Source organism: Agrococcus sp. UYP33 (genome assembly GCF_054060915.1).
Map to the genome: position 1 here is coordinate 62,975 of NZ_JBSSDR010000002.1, position 24,777 is coordinate 87,751.

Annotated in this window: 23 protein-coding genes; 12 read left to right on the forward strand and 11 right to left on the reverse strand. The window is 73.4% G+C overall.

What is annotated here, in order from left to right:
- Positions 1-6: 6 nt before the first annotated feature.
- Entirely contained in the window at positions 7-261 is a 255-nt protein-coding gene (locus ACVWW9_RS10545; RefSeq protein ID WP_123697599.1) for a glutaredoxin domain-containing protein, read from the reverse strand.
- Positions 262-387: 126 nt separating this feature from the next.
- Between ACVWW9_RS10545 and ACVWW9_RS10550 the strand changes: the two genes are divergently transcribed.
- Positions 388-984: a VOC family protein gene (locus tag ACVWW9_RS10550; RefSeq protein ID WP_456515477.1), complete on the forward strand. Its 597-nt coding sequence runs from the start codon at positions 388-390 to the stop codon at positions 982-984.
- 58 nt (positions 985-1,042) lie between these two features.
- Here the strand turns inward: ACVWW9_RS10550 and ACVWW9_RS10555 are convergent, their stop codons facing one another.
- On the reverse strand, positions 1,043-1,180 hold the full coding sequence (locus ACVWW9_RS10555; protein ID WP_170165608.1) for a hypothetical protein: 138 nt from the start codon (positions 1,178-1,180) through the stop codon (positions 1,043-1,045).
- 123 nt (positions 1,181-1,303) lie between these two features.
- Here ACVWW9_RS10555 and ACVWW9_RS10560 point away from each other — a divergent pair, with 123 nt between their 5' ends.
- Together ACVWW9_RS10560 and ACVWW9_RS10565 are read left to right on the forward strand one after the other, a co-directional pair.
- Positions 1,304-2,482 carry an acetyl-CoA C-acyltransferase gene (locus ACVWW9_RS10560; protein WP_354261386.1) on the forward strand — a complete coding sequence of 393 codons (1,179 nt, stop codon included), beginning with the start codon at positions 1,304-1,306 and terminating at the stop codon, positions 2,480-2,482.
- 56 nt (positions 2,483-2,538) lie between these two features.
- Entirely contained in the window at positions 2,539-3,537 is a 999-nt protein-coding gene (locus tag ACVWW9_RS10565) for an LLM class flavin-dependent oxidoreductase (RefSeq protein ID WP_456515478.1), read from the forward strand.
- A gap of 1 nt (position 3,538) precedes the next feature.
- On the opposite strand, the gene ACVWW9_RS10570 is transcribed toward ACVWW9_RS10565, so the two are convergent.
- Genes ACVWW9_RS10570 through ACVWW9_RS10590 form a run of 5 tightly spaced genes read right to left on the reverse strand, consistent with a single transcriptional unit; the run spans position 3,539 to position 9,422 of the window.
- Entirely contained in the window at positions 3,539-4,372 is an 834-nt protein-coding gene (locus ACVWW9_RS10570; protein ID WP_456515479.1) for a hypothetical protein, read from the reverse strand.
- Positions 4,369-6,906, reverse strand: coding sequence for an ATP-binding protein (locus ACVWW9_RS10575; protein ID WP_456515480.1), 2,538 nt, complete (start codon positions 6,904-6,906; stop codon positions 4,369-4,371). The genes ACVWW9_RS10570 and ACVWW9_RS10575 overlap by 4 nt, the downstream gene beginning before the upstream one ends.
- 58 nt (positions 6,907-6,964) lie before the next feature.
- Complete coding sequence (locus ACVWW9_RS10580; protein WP_456515481.1) at positions 6,965-8,086, reverse strand: glycerate kinase; 1,122 nt, start codon at positions 8,084-8,086, stop codon at positions 6,965-6,967.
- Positions 8,083-8,820, reverse strand: coding sequence for a glutamine amidotransferase-related protein (locus ACVWW9_RS10585; protein WP_456515482.1), 738 nt, complete (start codon positions 8,818-8,820; stop codon positions 8,083-8,085). The genes ACVWW9_RS10580 and ACVWW9_RS10585 overlap by 4 nt, the downstream gene beginning before the upstream one ends.
- Positions 8,817-9,422 carry a DNA-3-methyladenine glycosylase I gene (locus ACVWW9_RS10590; RefSeq protein WP_456515483.1) on the reverse strand — a complete coding sequence of 202 codons (606 nt, stop codon included), beginning with the start codon at positions 9,420-9,422 and terminating at the stop codon, positions 8,817-8,819. The genes ACVWW9_RS10585 and ACVWW9_RS10590 overlap by 4 nt, the downstream gene beginning before the upstream one ends.
- On the opposite strand from ACVWW9_RS10590, the gene ACVWW9_RS10595 reads away from it, so the two are divergent.
- From ACVWW9_RS10595 to ACVWW9_RS10615, 5 genes are all read left to right on the forward strand, one after another.
- Positions 9,421-10,203 carry an AzlC family ABC transporter permease gene (locus ACVWW9_RS10595; RefSeq protein ID WP_456515484.1) on the forward strand — a complete coding sequence of 261 codons (783 nt, stop codon included), beginning with the start codon at positions 9,421-9,423 and terminating at the stop codon, positions 10,201-10,203. The two genes, ACVWW9_RS10590 and ACVWW9_RS10595, sit on opposite strands and share 2 nt — an antisense overlap.
- Positions 10,200-10,514, forward strand: a complete 315-nt coding sequence (locus ACVWW9_RS10600; RefSeq protein WP_456515485.1) for an AzlD domain-containing protein — start codon at positions 10,200-10,202, stop codon at positions 10,512-10,514. The genes ACVWW9_RS10595 and ACVWW9_RS10600 overlap by 4 nt, the downstream gene beginning before the upstream one ends.
- 133 nt (positions 10,515-10,647) lie before the next feature.
- On the forward strand, positions 10,648-11,097 hold the full coding sequence (locus ACVWW9_RS10605) for an FHA domain-containing protein (protein ID WP_456515486.1): 450 nt from the start codon (positions 10,648-10,650) through the stop codon (positions 11,095-11,097).
- The gene (ftsR, locus tag ACVWW9_RS10610; RefSeq protein ID WP_123697612.1) at positions 11,094-11,777 is read left to right on the forward strand and encodes a transcriptional regulator FtsR; all 684 of its coding nucleotides are present in this window, start codon (positions 11,094-11,096) and stop codon (positions 11,775-11,777) included. Before ACVWW9_RS10605 ends, ftsR begins: the two co-directional genes overlap by 4 nt.
- A 149-nt stretch (positions 11,778-11,926) precedes the next feature.
- Positions 11,927-12,511 (forward strand): MerR family transcriptional regulator, encoded by a 585-nt coding sequence (locus tag ACVWW9_RS10615; RefSeq protein ID WP_123697613.1) that lies wholly within the window; start codon positions 11,927-11,929, stop codon positions 12,509-12,511.
- A 462-nt stretch (positions 12,512-12,973) separates the two neighbouring features.
- Here ACVWW9_RS10615 and ACVWW9_RS10620 read toward each other — a convergent pair whose 3' ends face one another.
- A complete protein-coding gene (locus ACVWW9_RS10620) occupies positions 12,974-13,903 on the reverse strand; it encodes a ParA family protein (RefSeq protein WP_456515487.1) in 930 nt (309 codons plus the stop codon).
- A gap of 66 nt (positions 13,904-13,969) precedes the next feature.
- On the opposite strand from ACVWW9_RS10620, the gene ACVWW9_RS10625 reads away from it, so the two are divergent.
- On the forward strand, positions 13,970-17,374 hold the full coding sequence (locus tag ACVWW9_RS10625; RefSeq protein ID WP_456515488.1) for a pyruvate carboxylase: 3,405 nt from the start codon (positions 13,970-13,972) through the stop codon (positions 17,372-17,374).
- Positions 17,371-17,862 carry a peptide deformylase gene (locus ACVWW9_RS10630; RefSeq protein WP_456515489.1) on the forward strand — a complete coding sequence of 164 codons (492 nt, stop codon included), beginning with the start codon at positions 17,371-17,373 and terminating at the stop codon, positions 17,860-17,862. The genes ACVWW9_RS10625 and ACVWW9_RS10630 overlap by 4 nt, the downstream gene beginning before the upstream one ends.
- Here the strand turns inward: ACVWW9_RS10630 and ACVWW9_RS10635 are convergent.
- Positions 17,859-18,695: a class I SAM-dependent methyltransferase gene (locus tag ACVWW9_RS10635; RefSeq protein ID WP_456515490.1), complete on the reverse strand. Its 837-nt coding sequence runs from the start codon at positions 18,693-18,695 to the stop codon at positions 17,859-17,861. The two genes, ACVWW9_RS10630 and ACVWW9_RS10635, sit on opposite strands and share 4 nt — an antisense overlap.
- Before the next feature lie 10 nt (positions 18,696-18,705).
- A complete protein-coding gene (locus tag ACVWW9_RS10640) occupies positions 18,706-20,511 on the reverse strand; it encodes an AMP-dependent synthetase/ligase (protein ID WP_456516023.1) in 1,806 nt (601 codons plus the stop codon).
- A 156-nt stretch (positions 20,512-20,667) separates the two neighbouring features.
- On the opposite strand from ACVWW9_RS10640, the gene ACVWW9_RS10645 reads away from it, so the two are divergent.
- Complete coding sequence (locus tag ACVWW9_RS10645; RefSeq protein WP_456515491.1) at positions 20,668-21,381, forward strand: lysophospholipid acyltransferase family protein; 714 nt, start codon at positions 20,668-20,670, stop codon at positions 21,379-21,381.
- Between the two features lie 56 nt (positions 21,382-21,437).
- Positions 21,438-22,820 (forward strand): class II 3-deoxy-7-phosphoheptulonate synthase, encoded by a 1,383-nt coding sequence (locus tag ACVWW9_RS10650; RefSeq protein WP_123697619.1) that lies wholly within the window; start codon positions 21,438-21,440, stop codon positions 22,818-22,820.
- An 11-nt stretch (positions 22,821-22,831) separates the two neighbouring features.
- Here the strand turns inward: ACVWW9_RS10650 and pknB are convergent, their stop codons facing one another.
- Positions 22,832-24,757: a Stk1 family PASTA domain-containing Ser/Thr kinase gene (gene pknB / locus ACVWW9_RS10655; RefSeq protein ID WP_456515492.1), complete on the reverse strand. Its 1,926-nt coding sequence runs from the start codon at positions 24,755-24,757 to the stop codon at positions 22,832-22,834.
- Between the last annotated feature and the right edge of the window lie 20 nt (positions 24,758-24,777).

Here is a 24,777-nt window from a genome sequence, read left to right on the forward strand (position 1 = left end):
CGCGGCTCAGAGCAGGCTGAGCTCGCGCAGCTTCGCCTCGACGTCGGCGTTCGACGGCTCAACCTGGTGGGTGCCGTCGGGGAAGACGACCACCGGGATGTTCATCCGACCGGCGATCTGCTGCGCGCGCTGCGCCGCCGCGTCGTCATGCTCGACGTCGATGTAGGCATAGTCCACGGCGAGGCCGTCGAGCTGCTGCTTCGTGCGTCGGCAGTCCCTGCACCAGTCGGCGCCGTACACCTGGATCGTCGAGTCGGTCATGCCTGCAACGCTACGCGACCGCGCAGCCCGGTCCGTCCAGCCTCCGCTCTGGCGCACGGGGTGCGCCTGCGCCATGCTGGCGGCACGCGGCCGACCGCCGCACGGAGTCAAGACCGAGGAGTCCGAATGGCAACCCTGCTCAACCCCTATCTCGCGTTCGGCCGCCAAGCGCGCGAGGCGATGAACTTCTACCACGGCGTGTTCGGCGGCGACCTGGTCGTCAGCACCTTCGGCGAGTCCGGCATGAGCCAGGGCGCCGACGACGCCGACCTGGTCATGCACGCGCAGCTCACGACCGCGGACGGGCACACGCTCATGGGTGCCGACACGCCCCCGACGATGCCGCAGCCGACCGGCACGCAGCAGGTCTCGCTCTCCGGCGACGACGCCGTCGCGCTCACCCGCTACTGGGAGGCGCTCCGCGACGGCGCGAACGTCCTGGAGCCGCTCGTGGAGTCGCCGTGGGGCGACACCTTCGGCATGCTCGTCGACCGCTGGGGCGTGCTGTGGATGGTGAACATCGCGGGCGAGGCGAGCGGCGGCGACGGTTCGAGCGCCGCGACGACCACCGGCGCCGCGGGTGCCGACGAGGTGGCCACCGAGGGCGGGCACCAGGACTCCGCGCAGCAGTGGTACCAGGAGGGCGCGCAGCCCGACGAGACCGCGGGGCACGAGGACACCGCCGACCAGTGGCCGGCGGACGAGCAGCGCACCGACCGCTGACCATCGCCTGACACGACGAAGGGCCGGGCAGCGCGCCCGGCCCTTCGTGCTGCCGTCGTCAGGCCGGCGGCTGCGGGGCACCGCCCGAGGCGGTGTCCTCCTCGGTCTCGGCGTCCTGCTGCTGCTCGTCGAGCGGCTGCGCGTCGCGGTCCTCGGGGTCGACGGTGCGCTCGTCGGGGCTCTGCTGGTCGCTCATCGCTGCGACTCCTCTCGTCGGGACCTCCCGTTCTACTCCCCGATCCCGGGAGTACCGTGAGCACTCGCAGACCGGGTGAGCGCGGGTACCCTGGTCGCATCCCGACTGCGAAGGAGCAGCCCCATGCCCGAGACGATCATCGCCGGTTACGCGCGCACCCCGTTCGCCAAGTTCCTGGGACAGCTCGCCCAGGTGCCCTCGACGGCGCTCGGCGCCCACGCGGCGAAGCACGCGCTCGAGAAGGCCGGGATCGCCGCGACCGAGGTGGACGCCGTCATCGTCGGCCAGGTGCTGCAGGCCGCGGTGGGGCAGAACCCGCCGCGCCAGACGGCTGTGGGTGCCGGCATCCCGATGACCGTGCCGGCGCTCGGCGTCAACGCCGTGTGCCTCTCGGGCACCGAGGCGATCGTCACGGGCCACCGCATGATCCAGCTCGGCGAGGCCGACGTCGTCGTCGCCGTCGGCCAGGAGTCGATGACGCTCGCGCCGCACGCCGCGCCGATGCGCGCGGGCGCGAAGTTCGGGCAGCTCTCGCTCACCGACACGATGCAGTTCGACGGGCTGACGGATGCCTTCGAGCACGTGCCGATGGGCGAGTCGACCGACGGCTACAACGCGGCGTTCGAGGTCACCCGCGAGCAGCAGGACGAGTTCGCCGCCGCGTCGCACGCCCGCCTCGTGCGCGCGCAGGCCGACGGGACGCTGGACGGCGAGATCGTGCCGTTCGAGGCGAAGGCCGGCCGGAAGACCGTGACCGTGGCCGTCGACGACGGCGTGCGCGCAGAGACCACCGTCGAGTCGCTCGCCGCACTGCGCCCCGCGTTCACCCCGGAGGGGTCGATCACCGCAGGCAACGCGTCGCAGATCACCGACGGCGCCGCTGCGGTCGTGCTCGTGTCGGACGCCTACGCGAGCGAGCACGGCATCACGGGCCTCGCCCGCGTGCTCGCCACCGGCTTCGTCGCCGGCCCGAACGTGTCGCTGCACTCGCAGCCGGCCGACGCGATCGAGCAGGCGCTCGGACGCGCGGGCAAGTCGACGAGCGACCTGCAGGCGGTCGAGATCAACGAGGCGTTCGCGGCGGTCGGCGTCGCGTCGACGCGGCAGCTCGGCGTCGACCCCGAGATCGTCAACGCCAACGGCGGTGCGGTCTCGCTGGGTCACCCGATCGGCGCCTCCGGCGCGCGCATCGTCGGGCACCTCGCCCGCCGCCTGCAGCAGCTCGGCAGCGGCGCGATCGGCGCGAGCGGCATCTGCGGCGGCGGCGGCCAGGGCTCGGCGGTCGTCCTCGAGGCGATCTGATCCGCTGAGAGCGAAGGGCGCCGACGCCCGGCATCCGCCCGGCCTAGGCTGGGCGGATGCGTCTGTCTGTGCTGGATCTCGCCCCCATCGCCCCTGGAGAGACCGCAGGCGCCAGCCTCGCCGGCTCCGTCGAGCTCGCCCAGGCTGCCGAGCGCCTGGGCTACGCCCGCGTCTGGTACGCCGAGCACCACAACATGGCGACGATCGCGTCGAGCGCGACGAGCGTGCTCATCGCGCACGTCGCCGCGCACACGTCGACGATCCGGCTCGGCGCGGGCGGCGTCATGCTGCCCAACCACTCGCCGCTCGTGATCGCCGAGCAGTTCGGCACGCTCGCCGAGCTGCACCCCGGCCGCATCGACCTCGGCCTCGGCCGCGCACCGGGCACCGACCAGCGCACGTGGACGGCGCTGCGCCGCGACATCCGCGCCTCCGAGCGGTTCCCGGAGGACGTCGTCGAGCTGCAGGGCTACCTGTCGGGCACGCCGACGGTGCCCGGCATCAAGGCGGTGCCCGGCCACGGCACGAACGTGCCGCTCACGATCCTCGGCTCGTCGCTCTTCGGCGCGCAGCTCGCGGCCGCGCTCGGCCTCCCGTACGCCTTCGCGTCGCACTTCGCCCCGGATGCGCTGCACCAGGCCGTCGCCGTCTACCGCGAGCGGTTCGAGCCGAGCGCGCAGCTCGACGCGCCCTTCGTGATCGCCGGCATCAACGCGGTCGTCGCGCCCTCGCGCGACGAGGCGATGCAGATGCAGCGCGAGCTCGTGCGAGCGCGCGTGCGCGGCCTGCTGCTGCGCGACAGCCCGATCGCGCAGCAGGTCGGCGACGACGAGCTCGACGCGCTCGCCGCGAGCCCGCAGGCGGCGCACATCGCGACGATGGTGCGCAACACGGCCCTCGGCACCGGCGACGAGGCGGTGGCGACCCTCCGCCGCTTCCAGCTGGAGGCCGACGCCGACGAGCTCATCATGGCCGTGCACGGCACGACCGCGGAGCGCATCCGCGCGATCGAGCTGCTCGAAGCGGCGGGCGCACTCCGGGACGCGGCGGCCTGAGTCAGGCTGCGGCGCTCGCGCGCCGCAGCCGCAGCTCGCACCACGCGGTGAACGCGCTGTAGGCGAGCGCGGCGGCGGCCACGAGGGCGAGGAACGGCACCGTGAGGGGGCGGTCCCACAGCAGGTCGTCGCGGCGGATGATGAGCGAGATGACGATCGCGGCCAGGCTCAGCAGCTGCGCCCCGTACAGGATGCGGAAGGCGCTCCAGCGCCGGTCGCGCAGCATCGCGAGGTTCACGACGCCGGTGAGGGTGAGCACGGCGCCGGTCGCGCGAGCGGTGAGCGGCGTCAGCTGCCACGCCCAGAGTTCCGCGAGCCACGCGGGCGCCACGAGCGCTGCGGCGCCGGCCGCGAGCGCCGCGAGCCCGATCGCCGCGAGCGCGACGCGCACCGCGGCCGGGATCGCCACGTCGGCCTCGGGCAGCGCACCCTGCCGCGCGCCGGGATCGTGCCCGCGCTGGAGCACGAGCAGCCACACCACCGCGATCGGCGTGGTCGCGTAGAGCACGAGCCACACGGCGAACGGCAGGTTCGACGAGAAGCGGTCGAGGTGCAGCAGCGTGGTGACGAGCAGGGCGGTGGCGAACACCGCCACCGCCGGCAGCCCGTGCCGCACGCGGTGCCAGCTCGGCGTGCGCCAGACGGCGAGGAAGTAGGCGATGCCGCCGAGGTACGCGGAGGCGAGCAGGAACGCCGAGAGCGGCGGCGCGATCGGCCACGCGAACAGCTCGCCGGTGCGCTCGGGCGCCGCGAAGAGCACGACGACGGCGACGACGAGGAACGGCACGATCGCGAGCGCGATCCAGCGCGTCGCCGGCAGTGGCCGCTCGATCATGGTGCGCGGACCAGCGCGAGCACGTCGACGAGCGGCATGGTCGCGCCGCGCTCGGCCGCGGCGTCGAACGCGTCGCCAGCCCCGCCATCCCGCAGCCGCGCGACGACCATGGTCGAGAAGTCGAACCCGCTGCGGTTGAGCGCACCCTTCCGGCGCCGGAGCGCCTGCGCCGCGCCCTGCAGCACGCCGGCGGTCGCCGCGTCGCCCTGGGCGCCGCGCACCCCCACGAACCCCTCGAGGCCGTAGGCGACGCCCTCGTCGTGCCCGAGCGCGAGGGATTCGTCGAGGCTCGTGCCGAGGTCGTCCGCCGCGCCCTCGACGTCGCCCGCGAACAGCCGCGCCCAGCCGCGGTGGTTGCGCGCGATGCCGATGCCGAGCAGCTCGTGCTGCGCGGTCGCGAGCGCGAGGCTCTCCTCGAAGCGCTCGCGCGCTCCGCCGATGTCGCCGGTGAGCAGCGCGATCCGGCCGAGCATCACGAGCGTCATCGCCTCGCCCCACGCGTCGCCGACCGCACGGAAGCCGGCGCGGCTGCGCTCGAGCACGGCGGTCGCGGCCGGCACGTCGGGCCCGTCCGGGAGCGTCAGCAGTCCCAGGCCGATCGAGACGTCGGCGAGGGCCGCGCCGCCGGGGTCGTCCGCCTCCGCGAAGAGGTCGCGCGACGCCTGCATCCCGGGCACGACGTCCGAGGTCGGCTCCTGCCAGAAGCGGATGGCGTGGGTGTAGTAGAGCGCGATCGCTCGCGTGCGCACGCCGAGCGGGATCGACTCGCGTTCGGAGAGCGCGAGCAGCTCGGTCATCCACTCGCGCACGAGACCGAGGTGGCCGGCGATCCAGTGGTACAGGTAGAGCGACCACGCGTGCTCGGCCGCGTCGTCGAGCCGGCGGTCGTCGAGCAGCAGCCGCACGACGCCGCCGAGGTTCTCGGCCTCGAGGTCGAGCCGCCGCAGCGTCGCGAGCTGCGACGCGCCGCGCATCGCCGCCTCCGCATCCGACGCGACCCGCCGGTAGTGGTCGATCCACGCCGCCCTGGCGGTCTCGAGCAGCGACGCGGGTCCGGCTTCGCGTGCGAACGCGCGGACGAGCACGGGCAGCGCGAGCATCGGCGCGCCCCGATGGTCCTCGTGGCGCAGCAGGCTCGCCTCGGCGAGGGCAGTGATCGCGGCGGTCGGGTCGGCGATGCCGGCGGCGCCGAGCACCTGCTCCGCGGTGCTGCCCGCGAACGGGCCGGCTGGCACGGCGAGCGCGGTGAGCGCCTCGGTCGCGCTCGGATCGAGCAGGTCGACGCTCCACTGGATGGTGCTGCGCAGCGCCCGCTGGCGCTCGGGCAGGTCGCGCGCGCCGCCGACGAGGAGCGTGAGCGCCGACTCCAGCCGGCGCAGCAGCTCGTCGACCGGCATCCACACCATGCGCGCGGCGGCCAGCTCGATCGCGAGCGGGCTGCCGTCGAGCCGGCGGCAGATCTCGGCGACCGTCGCCTCGTTCTCGGGGCCCAGCCGGAAGCCCGGACGGACGGCGGCCGCGCGCTCCTCGAAGAGCGCGGCCGCTGCGGCGGCGTCGAGCGGTCCGAGCGGGAAGAGCCGCTCCGCGCGCACGCGCAGCGGCGAGCGGCTCGTCACGAGCAGCGTCAGCCGCGGTGCGGCGCCGATGAGCCGCACGAGCAGCCCGACGGCGCCCAGCACGTGCTCGAGGTTGTCGACCACGAGCAGCACGTCGCGATCGGCGAGCGCCTCGACGACCTTCTGCTCGAGCGGCGCGTCGCCGGTGTCGCGCACGCCGAGCGAGCGGGCGATCACGGTGATGGCCCGCTCCGGCACGGTGATCGTCTCGAGCATCGCGAACGCGACCGGGCGACCGACGGCCGCGGCTGCCCCCGCGACCTCGATCGCGAGCCGCGACTTGCCGATGCCGCCGTCGCCCACGATCGTCACGATCCGCACGTCGGGGCGCGCGAGCATCGCGAGCAGCGCGTCGCGCTCGGCGTCGCGGCCGACGATCGCGCTGTAGGGGGCGGGGATGCCCGGCATCGCGTCGGCGCGCATCGCACCGCGCGGCCGGCCGGCGTCGAAGCGCTCCGCGAGCAGCGTCGCGAGGTCCTGCCGCACGAGTGTCGCGAGCTCGTCGGGGTCGCGGTAGGCGCGGTACGAGACGCGGTCGTCCGCACGGATGCGGTCGAGCAGCGCCTCGAGCCGCGCCTCGCGCTCGGGCGCGGGGTCGAGCACGTAGATGAGCGACGGCAGCTCGCCCGAGAGCGCGTACTCGTCCTCGAGCCCCGAGACCGCCTCGCCCGGCGCCACCCAGCCGTAGCGCTCGCCGTAGATGCCCACGAAGACGTCGCTCTGCGCGAGGTAGGAGCGGTAGAGCGAGCGGGGCGGGTGCGGCCTGGATCCCAGCTCGAACATCACCGGCGCGAGCTGCAGCCCCTCGATCGCCGACCGGACCGCTTGGCGCTCGGCGGCCAGCTCCTTCAGCGTGGAGCTGACGAAGACGCGCAGCCGCTGGTCAGGCGTGCGGATCGGCGTGTCCGCCTCATCCATGCACGCAGTCTGACTCCCCGCGCGCGGCGTGTCCAGCCGTCGCGTGCCGGCTCGGCGCCTAGCCGAGGGCGAGCCGGGCGACGGATGCGGCGGCCGCGGCGAGCAGGTCGGCCGCGTCGCGCTGCAGCGCGACGAGGTCCGCCGGCCCGGCCGCGATCGAGATCGCAGGCACCCCCATCGCCGCGGCGGCGTCCGCGTCGACCGCACCGGCGAGCACGCAGAGCGGGACGCGCTGCGCTCGCGCAGCCGCGTGCACGACCGAGACGACCTTGCCGCCCGCCGACTGGCCGTCGAACCTGCCCTCGCCGGTGAGCACGAGCGCGCTGCCGGCGATCGACTCGTCGAGGCCCACGAGCCCGGCGAACCAGGCGCCGCCCGCGACGATCTCGCCGCCGGTGAGGGCGCGCAGCACGCTCGCGGCGCCCCCGGCCGCACCGGCGCCCGGCACGTCGGCGATCGCCGCGCGCTCGACGCCGAGGGCGGTGGCCGCGGCGCTCGCGAACCGGCCGAGGGCGGCGTCGAGGGTCGCGACATCGGCGGGCGTCGCGCCCTTCTGCGGCCCGAAGACCGCCGCGGCACCGCGCGGCCCGGTGAGGGGTGCGTCGACGTCGGTGACGAAGCGCCAGCGCGCGGCGAGCGCTCGCGGATCGATCGCGGTCACGTCGATGCGCTCGAGCGCGCCCAGGCCGCCGCCGCCCGCGGCGACGGCGCTGCCCGCGGCATCCGTCAGCCGCGCGCCCAGCGCGGTGAGCACCCCGGCGCCGCCGTCGGTGGTGGCGGAGCCGCCGAGCAGCAGGGTCAGCTCCGTCGCGCCGGCATCGAGGGCGTCGAGCACGACGCGGCCGAGCCCGGCGGTCGACGCCTCGAGCGGGCGGAGCAGCGCGTCCTCGACCTGCGGCAGGCCGGCGGCCTGCGCGAGCTCGATCACCGCGTGGCCGCCGTCGAGCGTCCACTGCGCGGCCGCGGGCCTGCCGATCGCGTCGACGGTCTCGGTCGACCGCAGCTCGCCGCCGCGCGCGAGCAGCGCGTCGAGGCTGCCCTCGCCGCCGTCCGCCATCGGCACGAGCACGACCTCGGCGGCGGGCACCGCGGCGCGCACGCCGCGAGCGGCCGCCTCGCATGCCTCCAGCGCCGTCAGGCTGCCCTTGAACGCGTCGAACGCCGCGACCACCCGGGTCATCGCGTGAGCCCGTACCGCTCGGCGAAGCGGGCGAGGATGGCCTGCGGGTGCTCGACGTGCGCGGCCCGGCCGGCCCGCACGAGGTCGTCGACCTCGTCGGGGGAGAAGTAGCCGTGGTCGCGGTAGGCGCGGATGCGCTGCTCGAGGCCGTCGGCGTCGAGCTCGGGGTGGAACTGCGTCGCGACGACGTGCTCGCCCACCCGCAGCATGTGCACGCACGCGGCGGAGACGGCCAGCGTCGTGACGGGGTGCGCGGCCGAGCCCGCAGGCGCCTCGCGGATGCCCTCCTTGTGGCCGCCGAACGCCGTGAACGCGCGGGGGAGGCCCTCGATGAGCCAGTCCTCGCCGACGAGGCTCAGCTCGACGGGCGCGACCGACTCCGCGATGCCGCGCACCATCCGCTCGCCGAGCGCGTGCACGACCGCGCCGAGGCCGAGGCACGCGCCGAGGTAGGGGATGTCGTCGCGGATCACCTGCGTCGCGAGCGCGGTGAGCCACGGCACGACGCCCGCGTGGGCCGCGGGCCGCAGCTCGGGGTCGTCGCTGAAGTTCGCGGGGCCGCCGCCGATGAGCACGGCGTCGACGCCGGCGAGGTCGATGGCCGGCTGGTCGCGGTCGAGGCGGATGCGCTCGACGCGGGCATCGTCGAGGCGCCCGAAGCGCACCATCGCCTCGAGCTCGGCCGCGGCGACGTCGTCCTCGGGCCGCGACTGGACGATGAGGATGCGGCTCATGCTCGCTGCCCCTCTGCCGTCCAGACGCCGCTCGAGCCGCGCCGGTGCGAGCCGACCAGGTGGGTGTCGACGATCCCGACCGCCTCCATGAGCGCGTGCATCGTGGTGGGGCCGACGTGCGCGAAGCCGCGACGCTTGAGCGCCTTCGAGAGCGCGATCGACTCCGGCGACTGCGTCGGCACGTCGGCGAACGTCTCGGGCGCAGGCGTCGACTCCGGCTGGAACGACCAGACGAGCGCCGCGAGCCCGCCCTCCGCGCGCAGCGCCACCGTGGCGCGCGCGTTGCCGATCGTGGCGTCGATCTTGCGGCGGTTGCGCACGATGCCGGCGTCGTCCATGAGTCGCGCGACGTCGGCGTCGTCGAACGCGGCGACGGCATCCGGGTCGAAGCCCGCGAACGCCGCGCGGAACGCCGGGCGCTTCCGCAGGATGGTCGACCACGAGAGCCCCGACTGGAAGGCCTCGAGCGAGAGCCGCTCGAAGAGGCCCGTCTCGTCGCGCACGGGCATGCCCCACTCGCGGTCGTAGTAGTCGCGCAGCAGCGGGTCGGACGCGGCCCACACCGGGCGCGCGAGGCGGTCGTCGCCGACGATCAGGTGCATGCCCTCAACGTACGCTGGTCCGGTGCAGACGGATGCGGAGCGGCGCGCGTGGCGCGCGGGGCTCAGCGTCGTCATCGCCACGAGCGCCTACGGGCTCTCGTTCGGCGCCCTCTCGATCACCGCGGGGCTCGACCTGTGGCAGACGATGGTGCTGAGCGCGCTGATGTTCTCGGGTGGCTCGCAGTTCGCGTTCATCGGCGTGATGGCCGCGGGCGGCGGCATCGCGGGTGTCGCGAGCGCGGCGATGCTGGGGCTGCGCAACGCGCTCTACGGCATGAGCATGCGCCGGGTGGTGGCGCCCCGCGGCGCGATGATCCCGGTCGCGGCGCACGTGACGATCGACGAGTCGACGGCCGTGGCGCTCGCCCAGTCCGATGCGCGCGCTCAGAGGGTCGGCTTCTGGGTCACGGGCGTCGGCATCTGGGTGGGGTGGAACCTCGCGACGCTCGCGGGCGCGCTGCTCGGCGACCTGCTCGGCGACCCCAAGCAGTGGGGGCTCGACGCGGCTGCCGCGGCCGCGTTCGTCGGCCTGCTCTGGCCGCGGCTGCGCGCGCGGCAGGCGATCGCGGTCGCCGCGGCGAGCGCGGTGGTCGCGGCGTCGCTGCTGCCCGTGCTGCCCGCCGGGCTCCCGGTGATCGTGGCCGCGGCGATCGGGGTCATCGTCGGGCTGACGAACTGGCTCGGCCCGAAGCACGAGTCGCGGCTGCCCGACCCGGGTCCGGCCGAGGTGCACGGCTCCCGCCACGCCGGTCCGACGCATCCGCGAGGCGGGCGCCCATGACGACCTGGCACCTCATCCTGCTCGCGAGCATCGCGGTGCTCGCGATCAAGCTGCTCGGCTACGCCGTGCCGCCGCGGCTGTTCGACCAGCCGCGGCCGCGCCGCACGCTCGAGCTGCTCACCGTGTCGCTGCTCGCGGGGCTCGTCGCCGTGCAGATGCTGGGCGGCGACGCGGGCATCGTGCTCGACGCGCGCATCCCCGCGGTCGCGGTCGCGGCGGGGCTCTTCGCGGTGCGTGCGCCCTTCATCGTGGCGGTCGCCGCGGCCGCCGCGACGGCCGCGCTGCTGCGCCAGTTCGCGGGGCTGCCGTGACGGCGCCACGAGCCCGCCGGATTCGCTAGGGTGGGCCTCTCAGGCGATGCCGGCTCCGAGTCCGGGCGCCGCCTCGAGACCGTATGCTGATCGTCACCGCCGGACCGCCGGCGCCATCGCGTGGAGGAAGCGCATGACCGAGCAGGACCCGCGCAGGGGCGACGGCGAGAGCACGCAGTCGTGGGGTGACGACTATCGCGCGCAGCTCGCCGCGATGCTGTCGGGCACCTCGGCGGAGGACCGCGAGGCCGTGGCATCGCTGCCGTCGGGCTCCGCCATCCTCGTCGTGCGACGCGGCCCGAACGTGGGCGCGCGCTTCCTGCTCGACCAGGACTCCACGATCGCCGGTCGTCACCCCGACGCCGACATCTTCCTCGACGACGTGACCGTCTCGCGCCGTCACGCCGAGTTCACGCGCGACGGCACGACCTTCGAGCTGCGCGACCTCGGCTCCCTCAACGGCACGTACCACGACGGCGAGCGCGTCGACCGCGCCGTGCTGCGCGACGGCGCCGAGGTCCAGGTCGGCAAGTTCCGCCTCACCTTCTACCGCTCCCGCCTCGACCTCGACGCCCGGGCGTGAGCGCCCAAGCCGCGAGGAAGCCTGCCGGCCTCCTCTCGATCGGTCAGGTGCTCGCGAAGCTCGGACCGGAGTTCCCCGACCTGTCGCCGTCGAAGCTGCGGTTCCTGGAGGACCAGGGGCTCATCTCGCCGCAGCGCACGCCGTCGGGCTATCGCAAGTTCGACGCCGCCGACCTCGAGCGACTGCGCTACATCCTCACGCTCCAGCGCGACCACTACCTGCCGCTCAAGGTGATCCTCGGTCACCTCGACGACATCGACCACGGGCGCACGCCGCAGATCCCGGGTGCCAACGTGCGCGTCGAGGCGCCGTCGATCCTCACCGCCGAGCGCCGGCTGTCGCGCGCGGAGCTGCAGGCCGAGGCCGGTGCCTCGAAGCAGCTGCTCACCGACGCGCTCTCCGCCCAGCTGCTCCCGGGTGCGGAGCCGTTCGGCGACGAAGCGGTGCAGGCGCTGCGCGCGCTCGTCGAGCTGCAGCGCTACGGCATCGAGCCGCGCCACCTGCGCGGCATGCGCCAGTCGGCGCAGCGCGAGGCGGCGCTCATCGAGTCGGCGCTCAAGCCCATGCGCGGCCGCCGCGAGACGGGCAGCCAGGCGAAGGCGGCCGAGGCCGCTCGCGACCTCGCCGGCCAGATCCAGTCGGTCCGCGAGCTCCTCACGCGCGACGCGCTCGACGCCTGAGGGCGCGCGTGAGCGCCAGGGCGTAGACTCGGCTCCGACACGCCGAACCGCGAGCCAGATGCGGGGCGACGGGGGAGCTGGTCGCTACGGTAGGGCCGAACACTCAATCTCTTCTTGAAGGTTGAGCCCAGCCAGCGGAAGGAACGGCCATGCGTGACGGCAGCCGGGATGACACCCAGGGCAGCACCGGCACCACCGAGGGCGGCCGCTTCGAGGCAGGCCTGCTGTTCACCGACGGGCTGCCGCAGGAGACCGACGCGGTGGGCTACCGCGGCGCGATCGCCGCCGACGCCGCCGGCATCACCTACCGCCAGCTCGACTACTGGGCGCGCACCGGCCTCGTCGAGCCGACCGTGCGCCCCGCGCACGGCTCCGGCAGCCAGCGCCTCTACTCGTTCCGCGACATCCTCGTGCTGAAGCTCGTCAAGCGCCTGCTCGACACCGGCATCTCGCTGCAGCAGATCCGCGTCGCCATCCAGCAGCTCCACGAGGCCGGCGTGCGCGACCTCACGCAGACCACGCTCATCTCCGACGGTGCGAGCGTCTACCTCTGCACGTCGAGCGACGAGGTCATCGACCTCCTCGGCCGCGGCCAGGGCGTGTTCGGCATCGCCGTCGGCAAGGTGCTGCGCGAGGTCGAGACCCAGCTCATCGAGCTCGAGGTCACCCCGGTCGACGACAGCCACGTCGACGAGCTCGCGGCGCGCCGCGCGCGCCGGAGCCGTACGGCCTGACGTCGCTGCGGTGCGTCCGCAGCGCGAGCGGCACTTCCGCCCGCGAGCCGTCACTTCCGCGCCTGAGCGGTCACTTCCGCGCCTGAGCGGTCACTTCCGCGCCTGAGTGGTCACTTCCGCGCCTGAGTGGTCACTTCCGCGCCTGAGTGGTCACTTCCGCGCCTGAGTGGTCACTTCCGCGCCCGAGTGGTCACTTCCCAGAGCCGCGGCTCGCATCACAGAGCAACGTCACGCATCCGGAGTGCCCACGTCCTGGAATGACCACTCACCTACTGGAGTGACCGCTCACCTACCGGGTGACCACTCACGTACCGGAGTGACCACTCACGTGCCGGAGTGACCACTCACGTGCCGGAGTGACCACTCACGTGCCGGAGTGACCACTCACGTTGCCGGAGTGACCACTCACATGCCGGAGTGACCACTGACGTGCCGGAGTGACCACTCACGGAGCGGGCGCTCCTACTGGCGCTTGTCGGCTGCGGGCGCCGAGGAGGCGGTGCCGTCGGCGTCAGCCTCCGCCGCTGCCTCGAGCTCTGCAGCCGCCGTCGCGTCGACCGCTGCGGTCGGCGCGGGCACCTTGCGGCCCGACGCGGCCTCGTCGCCGGCGCGGCCGGAGGCGGTGAGCACGGTCTGGAGCAGCTCGTCGAACTGCAGCGCCATCTCCTGCGCGCCCTCGCCGGGCCACACGTGCAGCGGGCGGGCAGCGCCCTGGGCCTGCTGCATCGACGTGCGCTCGGGGAGGATCGTCTCGAGCACGAGCGGCCCGAACATGTCCTTGAGCTCCTGGATGCGGTACTGGTGCTCGAGCGACTGCGGGCGGGCGCGGTTCACGACGATGCCGAGCGGCTGCAGGCGCGGGCTGAGGCCGCGGCGGATCTCCTCGATCGCGCGCAGCGCGCGGTCGGCGGCCGCGACCGAGAACAGGCCGGGCTCGGTGACGACGAGCACGCGGTCGGAGGCGGCCCACGCGGTGCGCGTCAGGGCGTTGAGCGACGGGGCGCAGTCGACGAGCACGAGGTCGTAGTCGTCCTCGACGGTCGTCAGGGCCGTCTCGAGCTTCCAGATGTCCTTGATGGTCGGGTGCGGGCCGTCGAAGTTGATCGCGGACGGCGAGCCGATCAGCACGTCGATGGTGCCGCCGTGGCCCTGCGTCCACCCGGACGGCGAGATCGCCTGCTGGACGATCTTGTCCTTCGGGTTCGCGAGCACGTCGGCGACGTTGAGGCGCCCGTCGATCTCGATGTCCATGCCGGTCGAGGCGTCCGACTGCGGGTCGAGGTCGACCACGAGCGTGCGGAGGCCCTTGGCGAAGGCTGCGGAGGCGAGACCGAGGGTCACGGTCGTCTTGCCGACACCGCCTTTGAGGGAGCTGATCGAGAGTACGTGCACGGCGGCCAAGCCTAGCGGCACTAGATTGGAAAGACCGCGTCGCCGCACCTCTCGGAGGAATCCGCCATGTTCTCGAAGCTGCTTGTCGCCAACCGTGGCGAGATCGCGATCCGCGCCTTCCGGGCCGCCAACGAGCTGGGGATCCGCACGGTCGCGGTGTACGCGCACGAGGACCGCAACTCGCTGCACTGCCAGAAGGCCGACGAGGCGTACCAGATCGGCGAACCGGGCCGCCCGGTGCGCGCCTACCTCACGGTGAGCGAGATCATCCGCGTCGCCAGGGACGCCGGCGCCGACGCCATCTACCCCGGCTACGGCTTCCTGAGCGAGAACCCCGAGCTCGCGACCGCGGCCGCCGAGGCGGGCATCACGTTCGTCGGCCCCGGCCCGACGGTGCTCGCGATGGCCGGCAACAAGGTGACGGCCAAGGAGCACGCGATCGCAGCCGGCGTGCCCGTGCTCGCCTCGACCCCCGCGACGACCGACCTCGAGGCGCTCGTCGCGGGCGCCGATGAGCTCGGCTTCCCGGTCTTCTGCAAGGCGGTCGCCGGCGGCGGCGGGCGCGGGATGCGGCTCATCGAGCGCCGCGAGGACCTGCGCGACGCGCTCGAGGCCGCCATGCGCGAGGCCGACAGCGCCTTCGGCGACCCGACGATGTTCATCGAGCAGGCCGTCGTGCGCCCCCGCCACATCGAGGTGCAGATCCTCGCCGACGCGTCGGGCGAGACGGTGCACCTGTTCGAGCGCGACTGCTCGGTGCAGCGCCGCCATCAGAAGGTGGTCGAGCTCGCGCCGGCGCCGAACCTCTCGCAGGAGCAGCGCGACGCGCTCTACCGCGACGCGGTCGCCTTCGCGCGCTCGATCGGCTACGTCAACGCCGGCACCGTCGAGTTCCTGCTCGACACCGCGGGCGAGCGCGAGGGCCAGCACGTCTTCATCGAGATGAACCCGCGCATCCAGGTCGAGCACACGGTCACCGAGGAGATCACCGACGTCGACCTCGTCGCGAGCCAGATCCGCATCGCCGCGGGGGAGTCGCTCGCCGACCTCGGCCTCACGCAGGACCAGATCCAGATGCACGGCGCGGCCCTGCAGTGCCGCGTCACGACCGAGAACCCCGCCGACGGCTTCCGCCCCGACACCGGCCGCATCACCGCGTACCGCTCGCCGGGCGGCGCGGGCGTGCGCCTCGACGGCGGCACGATCAACCCCGGCACCGAGGTGAGCGCCCACTTCGACTCGATGCTCGCGAAGGTCACGTGTCGCGGCCGCGACCTCGACACCGCGATCCGCCGCGCGCACCGCGCGGTGAGCGAGTTCCGCATCCGCGGCGTCGCCACGAACATCCCGTTCCTGCTCAACCTGCTGGACAGCCCCGACTTCCGCGCCGGCGACGTGTCGACGCACTTCATCGACGAGCACCCCGAGCTCACGCGCATCAACCCGCCGAAGGACCGGGCGTCGAAGGTGCTCGCCTGGCTCGCCGACGTCACCGTCAACCAGCCGAACGGCGAGGCCGTCGACGTCATCAACCCGGCGATCAAGCTGCCCGCGATCGACCTCGAGGCGCCCGCGCCCGACGGCGAGCGCCAGCGCCTGCAGGAGCTCGGCCCGGCCGGCTGGGCGAAGGCGCTCCGCGAGCGCACCTCGCTCGCGGTCACCGAGACCACCTTCCGCGACGCCCACCAGTCGCTCCTCGCCACCCGCGTGCGCACCGCCGACCTCGTCGCGGTCGCCCCGCACGTCGCGCGCATGACGCCGCAGCTGCTGTCGATGGAGGCGTGGGGCGGTGCGACGTACGACGTCGCGCTGCGCTTCCTCGGCGAGGACCCGTGGGAGCGGCTCGTCGCCATCCGCGAGGCGATGCCGAACATCCCGCTGCAGATGCTGCTGCGCGGCCGCAACACCGTCGGCTACACGCCGTACCCGACCGAGGTGACCGAGGCCTTCGTCGAGGAGGCCGCCGCGACCGGCATCGACGTCTTCCGCATCTTCGACGCGCTCAACGATGTCGACCAGATGCGCCCCGCGATCGATGCGGTGCTCGCGACCGGCACGACGGTCGCGGAGGTGGCGCTCTGCTACTCCGGCGACCTGCTCGACCCCGCCGAGGACCTCTACACGCTCGACTACTACCTCGCGCTCGCCGAGCGGATCGTCGACGCAGGCGCGCACGTGCTCGCGATCAAGGACATGGCGGGCCTGCTGCGCGCGGGTGCCGCATCGAAGCTCGTCGCCGCGCTCCGGGAGCGCTTCGACCTGCCCGTGCACCTGCACACGCACGACACCGCCGGCGGCCAGCTCGCGACCCTGCTCGCCGCCTCCGCCGCGGGCGTCGACGCCGTCGACGTCGCGAGCGCGCCGATGGCGGGCACGACGAGCCAGCCGTCGCTCTCGGCGCTCATCGCCGCGGTCGCGCACACCGACCGCGACACCGGGCTCTCGCTCGACGCCGCGAGCGACCTCGAGCCCTACTGGGAGGCGGTCCGCCGCCTCTACAAGCCGTTCGAGTCGGGCCTGCCCGGCCCCACCGGCCGCGTGTACCGCCACGAGATCCCGGGCGGCCAGCTCTCGAACCTGCGGCAGCAGGCGATCGCGCTCGGCCTCGCCGACGACTTCGAGAAGATCGAGGACTGGTACGCGGCCGCGTCGCGCATCCTGGGCCGCCCGACGAAGGTGACGCCCTCGTCGAAGGTCGTCGGCGACCTCGCGCTGCAGCTCGTCGCGCAGGGCGTCGACCCGGACGACTTCGAGCGCGACCCGCGCAAGTACGACATCCCCGACTCCGTCATCGGCTTCATGGCCGGCGAGCTGGGCGACCTGCCGGGCGGCTGGCCCGAGCCCTTCCGCTCGAAGGTGCTCGAGGGGCGCGACGTCGACATCTCGATCACGCCGCTCACCGGGGAGCAGCGCACCCGCCTCGAGACGCCCGGCGCCGACCGGCAGGACGCGCTCAACGAGCTGCTCTTCGCCGGCCCCACGCGGGCGTTCAAGGAGACGCGCGCGCAGTTCGGCGACCTGTCGGTCGTCGACACGATCGACTACCTCTACGGCATGCAGCCGGGCGAGGAGCACCAGGTCGGCATCGGCCGCGGCGTGACCCTCAACGTCGAGCTCGAAGCGGTCGGCCAGCCCGACGACGACGGCATCGTCACGGTCATGACGGTGCTGAACGGCCAGCTGCGCCCGGTGTACGTGCGCGACCGCTCGGTCACGGTCGACAAGCCGCGGGCGGAGAAGGCGGACGCCTCGGTGCCCGGCCAGGTCGCGGCCCCGTTCGCGGGCGCGGTGACGGTCAAGGTCGCGCAGGGCGACACGGTCGCCGCGGGCGACCCGATCGCGACGATCGAGGCCATGAAGATGGAGGCCGCGATCACGACGCCCATCGCCGGCACGGTCGAGCGGATGGCGCTCAGCGGCACGACGCCCGTCGAGGCCGGCGACCTCATCGCGGTCGTGCGCCCGGCATGAGCGTCCGAGACATCCGCGTCTTCGGCGACCCGGTGCTGCGCGAGCGCGCCGCGGCGGTCGACCCGGCGGCGCCCGCGACCGCCGCGCTCGTGCAGGACCTGCTCGACACGGTGCAGGTGCCCGGCCGGGCGGGCGTCGCCGCCAACCAGATCGGCGTCGCGAAGGCCGCCTTCTCGTACAACGTCGACGGCGAGGTCGGCTACGTGCTGAACCCGCGCATCGTCGAGGTGCGCGGGGAGCCGGTGCTCGTCGACGAGGGCTGCCTGTCGGTGCCGGAGCTGGGCTTCCCGACCCCGCGGCACCCGTTCTGCCGCGTGGAGGGCGTCGACCTCGACGGCGCGGAGGTCGTGCTCGAGGGCGAGGGGCTCATGGCGCAGATGCTGCAGCACGAGGTGGCCCACCTCGACGGCAAGCTGTACCTGCAGGCGCTCGAGAAGCCGATGCGCTCGGTCGCGATGGCCGAGGTGCGCAAGGCTCCCTGGTACTAGGCCGGCTTCTCGAGCGTGAAGATGCCGTAGCGCATCGCGCCGGTGCGGTACGCGAGCATCAGCCGGGGGAGCGACAGCGCGAAGACGCGGTTGCGCGCGGTGCGGGCGAGCCGGCGGATCTCGGGATCCACGACGACCGCGCGCAGCATGCGGCCGGTGCAGATCGTCCAGGTGCGGGCGACGCGGCGGCTGACGTCGTCGTAGCCGACCACCTCGAAGCCCGCGGTGCGCGCCATCGCGGCGTACTCCTCGCGCGTGCCCATCGAGGGCAGCCTGCCCTCGCTGCAGATGGGCTCGAGCAGGTGGCGGACCTTCCAGCCCCGCGCGCCCGTCTCGGCGAGCCACGCGCAGACGACGAGGCGGCCGCCGGGACGCAGCACGCGGTGCGCCTCGTCGAAGAAGCCCTGCTTGTCGGCCATGTGCTCGCTCGACTCGATCGCCCACGCGGCGTCGGCCGAGGCGTCGGGGAGGCCGTTGTCGAGCCAGTCGCGGACCCGGATGTCGACGTCGGCGGCGGGGATCGTGGCGGCGTGCCTCGCCTGCTCGCCCGAGAGCGTGAACCCGACGACCCGCACCCCGCGCGTCGCGGCGAGCCGCCGCGCGGTGCCGCCGTAGCCGCAGCCGATGTCGACGCATTGGGCACCGGGCTGCAGCCGCAGGCGCTCGCCGACCGCGTCGACCATCGCCTCGACCGCCTCGGCCGGCCGCTCGCGACCGGTCGTCCACAGCCCGTGGTGCACGTGCTCGCCCCACAGGCTGCGGTAGACCGCGTCGAGCTCGTCGTAGTGGTCGGCCACCGCCGCGGTGCCGTGGGCGGTGGCGGGGACGATCATGCGATGCCGGTCACGCGCCGACGTCGTGCGCGGTCGAGTTCGACGCGTACATGTCGTCGATCTGCGCCTTGAAGTCGTCCATGATGTTCTGCCGCTTGATCGACATCTTCGGCGTCAGGTGGCCGTTGGCCTCGATGAACTCGACCGGCAGGATCGCGAACTTCCGCACCGACTCGGCGCGGGAGACGAGCGTGTTCGCCTTCTGGATGGCGCTGCGCACCTCCTCGACGACCGCGGGGTGCGCGGCCGCCTGCTCGAGCGACATCGTGCGGTCGTGCCCGTGGTTCTCGAGCCAGGTGGCGAGCATCTCGCCGTCGAGCGTGATGAGGGCGGCGATGAACGGCTTCTGGTCGCCGACCACGACCGGCTGGCCGATGATCGTGTTCGAGCGGATGGGGTCCTCGAGCGTGTTCGGCGCGACGTTCTTGCCCGCCGCGGTGACGAGCAGCTCCTTCTTGCGGCCCGTGATCGTCAGGTAGCCGTCGGCGTCGAGCGAGCCGATGTCGCCGGTGTGGAACCAGCCGTCCTCGGTGAAGGCATCCTTCGTCGCCTGCTCGTTGTGCCAGTAGCCGTCGAACACGGCGACGCCCTTGCCGAGCACCTCGCCGTCCTCTGCGATCTTCACGCCGTTGCCGGGCAGCGCCGGTCCGACGGTGCCGATCTTGAACCGGTCGGGCACGTTCACGGTGAGCGGCGCCGTCGTCTCGGTCAGGCCGTAGCCCTCGAGGATGCGGATGCCGAGCGAGCGGTAGAAGTGCGCGAGGAACGTCGACAGCGGCGCGGAGCCGGAGACGGCGTAGCGCACCTGCCCGCCCATCGCGGTGCGCAGCTTGTTGAGCACGAGCCGGTCGAAGAGCGCGAACTGCAGCTTGAGGCCGAGCGGCACGTGGCCGGCGTCGAGCGCCTTCGAGTGCGCGACCGCGACGTGCGCGGCGCGCAGGAAGATCTTGCCCTTGCCGCCGGCCTCGGCCTTCTGCTCGCTCGCGTTGTAGACCTTCTCGAACACGCGCGGCACAGCGAGGAAGAAGGTCGGCTTGAACGAGCCGAGCGACGCGAGCAGCTTCTTCGTGTCGGACTGGTGGCCGACGCGCACGCTCGCGGCGATCGCGAGCACCGAGATGAAGCGGGCGAAGACGTGCGCCTGCGTCACGAACAGCAGGGTCGACGTGCCGGGGCCCACGACATCCGCCATCACGACGCGCGCGTTGCGGCACAGCTCGACGAAGTTCGCGTGCGTGAGCATGACGCCCTTGGGGCGGCCGGTGGAGCCCGACGTGTAGATGAGCGTCGCCAGGTCGCTGCCGCGGGCCATCGAGCGGCGCCGCTCGATCTCGTCGTCGGGCACGTCGACGCCGCGCTCGACGAGCCGGTCGAGGTCGCCGCGGTCGATGCGCCACACGTCGGTGATCGCCGGCAGGTCGCCGTGCGCCTCGTCGAAGCGCGAGACGAGGTCGGCGTCCTCGAGGATGACGCGGGTCGCGCCGCCGTCGGAGAGGATCCACTGGATCTGCGAGGGCGCTGAGGTCTCGTAGACGGGCACCATGCGGGCTCCGGCGTACCAGAGCGCGAAGTCGACGAGCGAGAACTCGTAGCGCACCTTGCACATGAAGCCGACGAAGTCGCCGGGCTGCACGCCCGCCGCCACGAAGCCCTTCGCGAGCGCGATCACCTGGCGGTGGAACTCGCGCGTCGGGATGTCGCGCCAGCCCTCGCCCTCCGGCACCGCGAAGAGCGGCGCGTCCGGGTGGTTCAGGAGCGTCTCCTCGAGCAGGTCGGTGACGTTCGCCTCCGGGTCAGCGGCGACGACCGGCGGCATGACGCCCTCGGGGACGGTGATCTCTGGCACTGCGACTCCTTCGGCTGTCGTGCGTTGGGCTCATCCTATGGTCGAGCGCGCCGGTCGGCGGCAGGCGGGGCGCATGTCCGTCGGGCGTCCACACCTGCCCTAGGCTCGGGGCGCGAAGGAGGTGCGATGTTCTACTGGCTGCTGCGGCACTGGGTGGTTGGCCCGTTCATGACGCGCGTCTTCCGGCCCTGGGTGGTCGGCCTCGACAACATCCCCGAGCACGGCGGCGCGATCATCGCCGGCAACCACCTCTCGGTCATCGACTCCTTCCTCATGCCGCTCGTCATCGACCGCCGCGTCTGGTTCCTCGCGAAGTCCGACTACTTCAACGGCCCCGGCCTCAAGGGCAAGCTCGTGCGCTGGTTCTTCCTCGCGGTCGGGCAGCTGCCGATGGACCGCTCGGGCGGGGAGAAGAGCTCGCAGAGCCTCAACGCCGCGCTCCAGCAGCTGCAGGACGGCGGCCTCATCGGCATCTACCCCGAGGGCACGCGCAGCCCCGACGGCAAGCTGTACCGCGGCCGCACGGGCGTCGCCCGCATGGTGCTCGACGCGCGCGTCCCGGTCGTGCCGTGCGTCATGGTCGACACCGAGAAGATCATGCCCATCGGCCGCAGGCTGCCCAAGGTCGGCCGCATCGGCATCATCTTCGGCGAGCCGCTCGACTTCTCGCGCTACTACAACCTCGAGGGCGACCGCTTCGTGCTGCGCTCCATCACCGACGAGATCATGGTGGCGCTCAACCGCATCTCCGACCAGGAGTACGTCGACGTGTACGCGTCGAGCGTGAAGTCGCGCGTCGAGGCGGAGCGCAGCGCGCTCGCCGGGAAGCGCGGGCGATGACCCGCTCGCTAGACTGATCTGCGGCGCGCTCGGCGCCGCATGAAGCAGAGGCTGGCATGACCGACACCATCGCGATCACCGACCCGGACGAGCGACGCTCCCTCGAGCACGGCCTCGACGCGTATCGCGCGCTGCCGATCAAGCAGCAGCCCGCGTGGCCGGACGAGGATGCGGTCGAGCACGTGCGCCGCGAGCTGCGCAGCGCGCCGCCGCTCGTCTTCGCCGGCGAGGTCGACATGCTGCGCGAGCGGCTCGCCGCGGCGGCGCAGGGCCACGCCTTCCTGCTGCAGGGAGGCGACTGCGCCGAGACGTTCGCCGGCGCGACGGCCGACAACATCCGCAACCGGGTGAAGACGATCCTGCAGATGGCGGTCGTGCTCACCTACGGCTCGGCGATGCCGGTCATCAAGATGGGCCGCATGGCGGGCCAGTTCGCGAAGCCGCGATCGAGCGACGCCGAGACCCGCGGCGACCTCACGCTGCCCGCGTACCGCGGCGACATCGTCAACGGCTTCGACTTCACGCTCGAGTCGCGCACCGCCGACCCGCAGCGCATCCTGCGCGGCTACCACATGGCCGCGTCGACCCTCAACCTCGTGCGCGCCTTCACGCAGGGTGGCTTCGCCGACCTGCGCCAGGTGCACTCGTGGAACAAGGGCTTCGCGCAGAACCCGTCGTTCGCGCGCTACGAGGCGCTCGCCGGCGAGATCGACCGCGCCGTGCGCTTCATGGAGGCCGCTGGCGCGAACTTCGACGAGCTGCGTGGCGTGGAGTTCTTCACCGGCCACGAGGGCCTGCTGATGGACTACGAGCGCCCGCTCACGCGCATCGACTCGCGCACCGGCCTCGCCTACAACACCTCGAGCCACTTCCAGTGGATCGGTGAGCGCACCCGCGAGATCGACGGCGCGCACGTCGACTTCTTCTCGCGCGTGCGCAACCCGATCGGCGTGAAGCTCGGGCCATCGACGACGCCCGCCGACATGGAGGCGCTCGTCGACAAGCTCGACCCCGAGCGCGAGCCCGGCCGCATCACCTTCATCACCCGGATGGGCGCCGGTCGCATCCGCGACGCGCTGCCGCCGCTGCTCGAGGCCTCGAAGTCGCTCGAGTCGACGCCGCTGTGGGTCACCGACCCGATGCACGGCAACGGCATCACGACGAAGAACGGCTACAAGTCGCGCCGCTTCGACGACGTGGTCGACGAGGTGCGCGGCTTCTTCGAGGCGCACCGCGCGGTGGGCACGTTCCCCGGCGGCATCCACGTGGAGCTCACGGGCGACGACGTCACCGAGTGCCTCGGCGGCGCGGAGGAGATCGACGAGCTCGCGCTCGAGACGCGCTACGAGTCGCTGTGCGACCCCCGGCTCAACCACATGCAGTCGCTCGAGCTCGCGTTCCTCGTCGCCGAGGAGCTGCGGGCGGCGCAGCGGCCGTAGCGCCGCGCCGGCTAGTAGGTCGCGTCCAGCACGATCGTCGAGCCCTCGACGACCGGCCCGGGCGCTCCGGGGTCCTGCGACAGGATGGTCGCGAGGGCCTGGAGCGGCTCGGGCACGTTGGTGCGGAGGTCGGGCACGAGGCCGGCGTCGCGGATGGCCTGCACCGCCTCGGTGATGGGCTTGCCGACGACGTCCGGCACCTCGAGCATGCGCGGCCCGAGCGACACGACGCCGCTCACCGCCTCGCCCCTGCGGAGCGGCCGGTCGGTGGGGATCGCGAGCGAGATGAGGCGGCCCTGCTCGACCTCGGTCGAGTGCTCCTCGGCCGAGAAGTCGACGACCAGCCCGGCCTGCACGAGCGCCGCCTCCGCCTCGGCGGCGACCTGGCCGGCCTCGGCGGGCACGGGGCCGAGCGAGACGCGCAGCGCGATCGGCGTGCGCTCCTCGATCGCCTCGAGCTGCGTGACGTCGGTGCCGTCGGGCGTGAAGGCGGCGAGCACCGTGCCGGCGGTGGCGCCGTCGAAGATCGCGTCGGGCTCGCCCTCGGCGACCGCGAAGCCGGCCGCCTCGATCGCGGCGCGCGCGTCGTCGACGGGCCTCCCCGCGACGGCCGGGGGCGGCAGGCTGCGGCGGCCGGAGGACAGCACGAGCTGCACCGCCTCGCCATTCGCGAGCACCGTGCCCGCGTCCGGATCGGTGCGGAGCGCATGGCCGGCCGGCAGGTCGTAGTCGGGCTCGGACACGGTGCCGGCCACCTCGATGCCGTGCTCGGCGAGCAGCGCGACCGCCGCGTCCTGCGTCTCGCCGGTCACGGCGGGCACGGTGGCGCTGCCGCCCGGCCCGAGGTTGAACCACCAGCCGACCCCGGCGGCGACGAGCGCGCCGATGATGACGACGGCGAGCCACAGCATGCCGCGCCGCCGGCGCACGGTGACCCGGCGCGCGAGGGCCGTCGTCGCGACGCCGTCGCCGGCATCCTCCACGACCTGCGGCTCGGCCACGAGCTGGCGGCGGCGCTGCGGCCGGGGCCGCTCGATGATCGTCGTCGACCGGTCGTCCTCGCCGACGACGGGCAGCACGGTCGTCGGGCGGTCGATGCCGCGCTCCCGCACGGCGTGCAGCTCGGCGAGCATCTCGGACGCGTCGGCCGGGCGCAGGTTGGGATCGCGCTGCGTCGCCCAGTGCACGAGCGAGTCGAGCGCCTCCGGCACCCCGGGCGTCACGCTCGAGGGCAGCGGGACCTGCTCGTTCGCGTGCTGGAACGCGATCTGCATCGGCTCGTCGCCGGTGAACGGCTGGGTGCCGGTGAGCATCTCGAAGAGCATGATGCCGACGGCGTAGATGTCGCTGCGGGCGTCGGCGAGGCCACGGGTGACGAGCTCGGGGGAGAGGTAGGCGATCGTGCCGAGCAGCGCCTTGCCGGTCGCGGTGTTCGCGGTCGCCGCGCGGGCGAGCCCGAAGTCGCCGATCTTGATGCGGCCGTCGTGCGCGAGCAGGATGTTCTCGGGCTTGAGGTCGCGGTGCACGATGCCCGCGCGGTGCGCCGCGGCGAGCCCGGCGAGGATCGCCTCGAGCACGTCGAGCGACTGCTCGGGGGTGATGCGGCCGCGGTCGACGAGCAGGTCCCGCAGGGTGATCGACGGCACGAGCTCCATGACGAGCCACGCGAGGCCGTCCTCCTCGCCCTGGTCGTAGGTGTTGACGACGTTGGGGTGCGCGAGCCGCGCGGCGGCCTTCGCCTCCTGGATGAAGCGCTCACGGAAGTGCTCGTCGTCGCCCAGGTGCGGGTGCATGACCTTGACGGCGACCTTGCGGTCGAGCCGCATGTCGAGCCCCTCGTAGACGCTCGCCATGCCGCCGCGGGCGATGCGCTCGCCGACGGCGTACCGACGGTCGATCGTCCGTCCGATGACGGGATCGCGGGGGTCGACGGGCACGATGGCGAGGATAGGCGGCG

Bases quoted from the DNA above. Each gene is read 5' to 3' on its own strand.
- ACVWW9_RS10545 (WP_123697599.1), bottom strand. From the start codon at position 261: ATGACCGACTCGACGATCCAGGTGTACGGCGCCGACTGGTGCAGGGAC.
- ACVWW9_RS10550 (WP_456515477.1), top strand. From the start codon at position 388: ATGGCAACCCTGCTCAACCCCTATCTCGCGTTCGGCCGCCAAGCGCGC.
- ACVWW9_RS10555 (WP_170165608.1), bottom strand. From the start codon at position 1,180: ATGAGCGACCAGCAGAGCCCCGACGAGCGCACCGTCGACCCCGAGGAC.
- ACVWW9_RS10560 (WP_354261386.1), top strand. From the start codon at position 1,304: ATGCCCGAGACGATCATCGCCGGTTACGCGCGCACCCCGTTCGCCAAG.
- ACVWW9_RS10565 (WP_456515478.1), top strand. From the start codon at position 2,539: ATGCGTCTGTCTGTGCTGGATCTCGCCCCCATCGCCCCTGGAGAGACC.
- ACVWW9_RS10570 (WP_456515479.1), bottom strand. From the start codon at position 4,372: ATGATCGAGCGGCCACTGCCGGCGACGCGCTGGATCGCGCTCGCGATC.
- ACVWW9_RS10575 (WP_456515480.1), bottom strand. From the start codon at position 6,906: ATGGATGAGGCGGACACGCCGATCCGCACGCCTGACCAGCGGCTGCGC.
- ACVWW9_RS10580 (WP_456515481.1), bottom strand. From the start codon at position 8,086: ATGACCCGGGTGGTCGCGGCGTTCGACGCGTTCAAGGGCAGCCTGACG.
- ACVWW9_RS10585 (WP_456515482.1), bottom strand. From the start codon at position 8,820: ATGAGCCGCATCCTCATCGTCCAGTCGCGGCCCGAGGACGACGTCGCC.
- ACVWW9_RS10595 (WP_456515484.1), top strand. From the start codon at position 9,421: ATGCCCTCAACGTACGCTGGTCCGGTGCAGACGGATGCGGAGCGGCGC.
- ACVWW9_RS10590 (WP_456515483.1), bottom strand. From the start codon at position 9,422: ATGCACCTGATCGTCGGCGACGACCGCCTCGCGCGCCCGGTGTGGGCC.
- ACVWW9_RS10600 (WP_456515485.1), top strand. From the start codon at position 10,200: ATGACGACCTGGCACCTCATCCTGCTCGCGAGCATCGCGGTGCTCGCG.
- ACVWW9_RS10605 (WP_456515486.1), top strand. From the start codon at position 10,648: ATGACCGAGCAGGACCCGCGCAGGGGCGACGGCGAGAGCACGCAGTCG.
- ACVWW9_RS10615 (WP_123697613.1), top strand. From the start codon at position 11,927: ATGCGTGACGGCAGCCGGGATGACACCCAGGGCAGCACCGGCACCACC.
- ACVWW9_RS10625 (WP_456515488.1), top strand. From the start codon at position 13,970: ATGTTCTCGAAGCTGCTTGTCGCCAACCGTGGCGAGATCGCGATCCGC.
- ACVWW9_RS10630 (WP_456515489.1), top strand. From the start codon at position 17,371: ATGAGCGTCCGAGACATCCGCGTCTTCGGCGACCCGGTGCTGCGCGAG.
- ACVWW9_RS10635 (WP_456515490.1), bottom strand. From the start codon at position 18,695: ATGATCGTCCCCGCCACCGCCCACGGCACCGCGGCGGTGGCCGACCAC.
- ACVWW9_RS10640 (WP_456516023.1), bottom strand. From the start codon at position 20,511: ATGCCGCCGGTCGTCGCCGCTGACCCGGAGGCGAACGTCACCGACCTG.
- ACVWW9_RS10645 (WP_456515491.1), top strand. From the start codon at position 20,668: ATGTTCTACTGGCTGCTGCGGCACTGGGTGGTTGGCCCGTTCATGACG.
- ACVWW9_RS10650 (WP_123697619.1), top strand. From the start codon at position 21,438: ATGACCGACACCATCGCGATCACCGACCCGGACGAGCGACGCTCCCTC.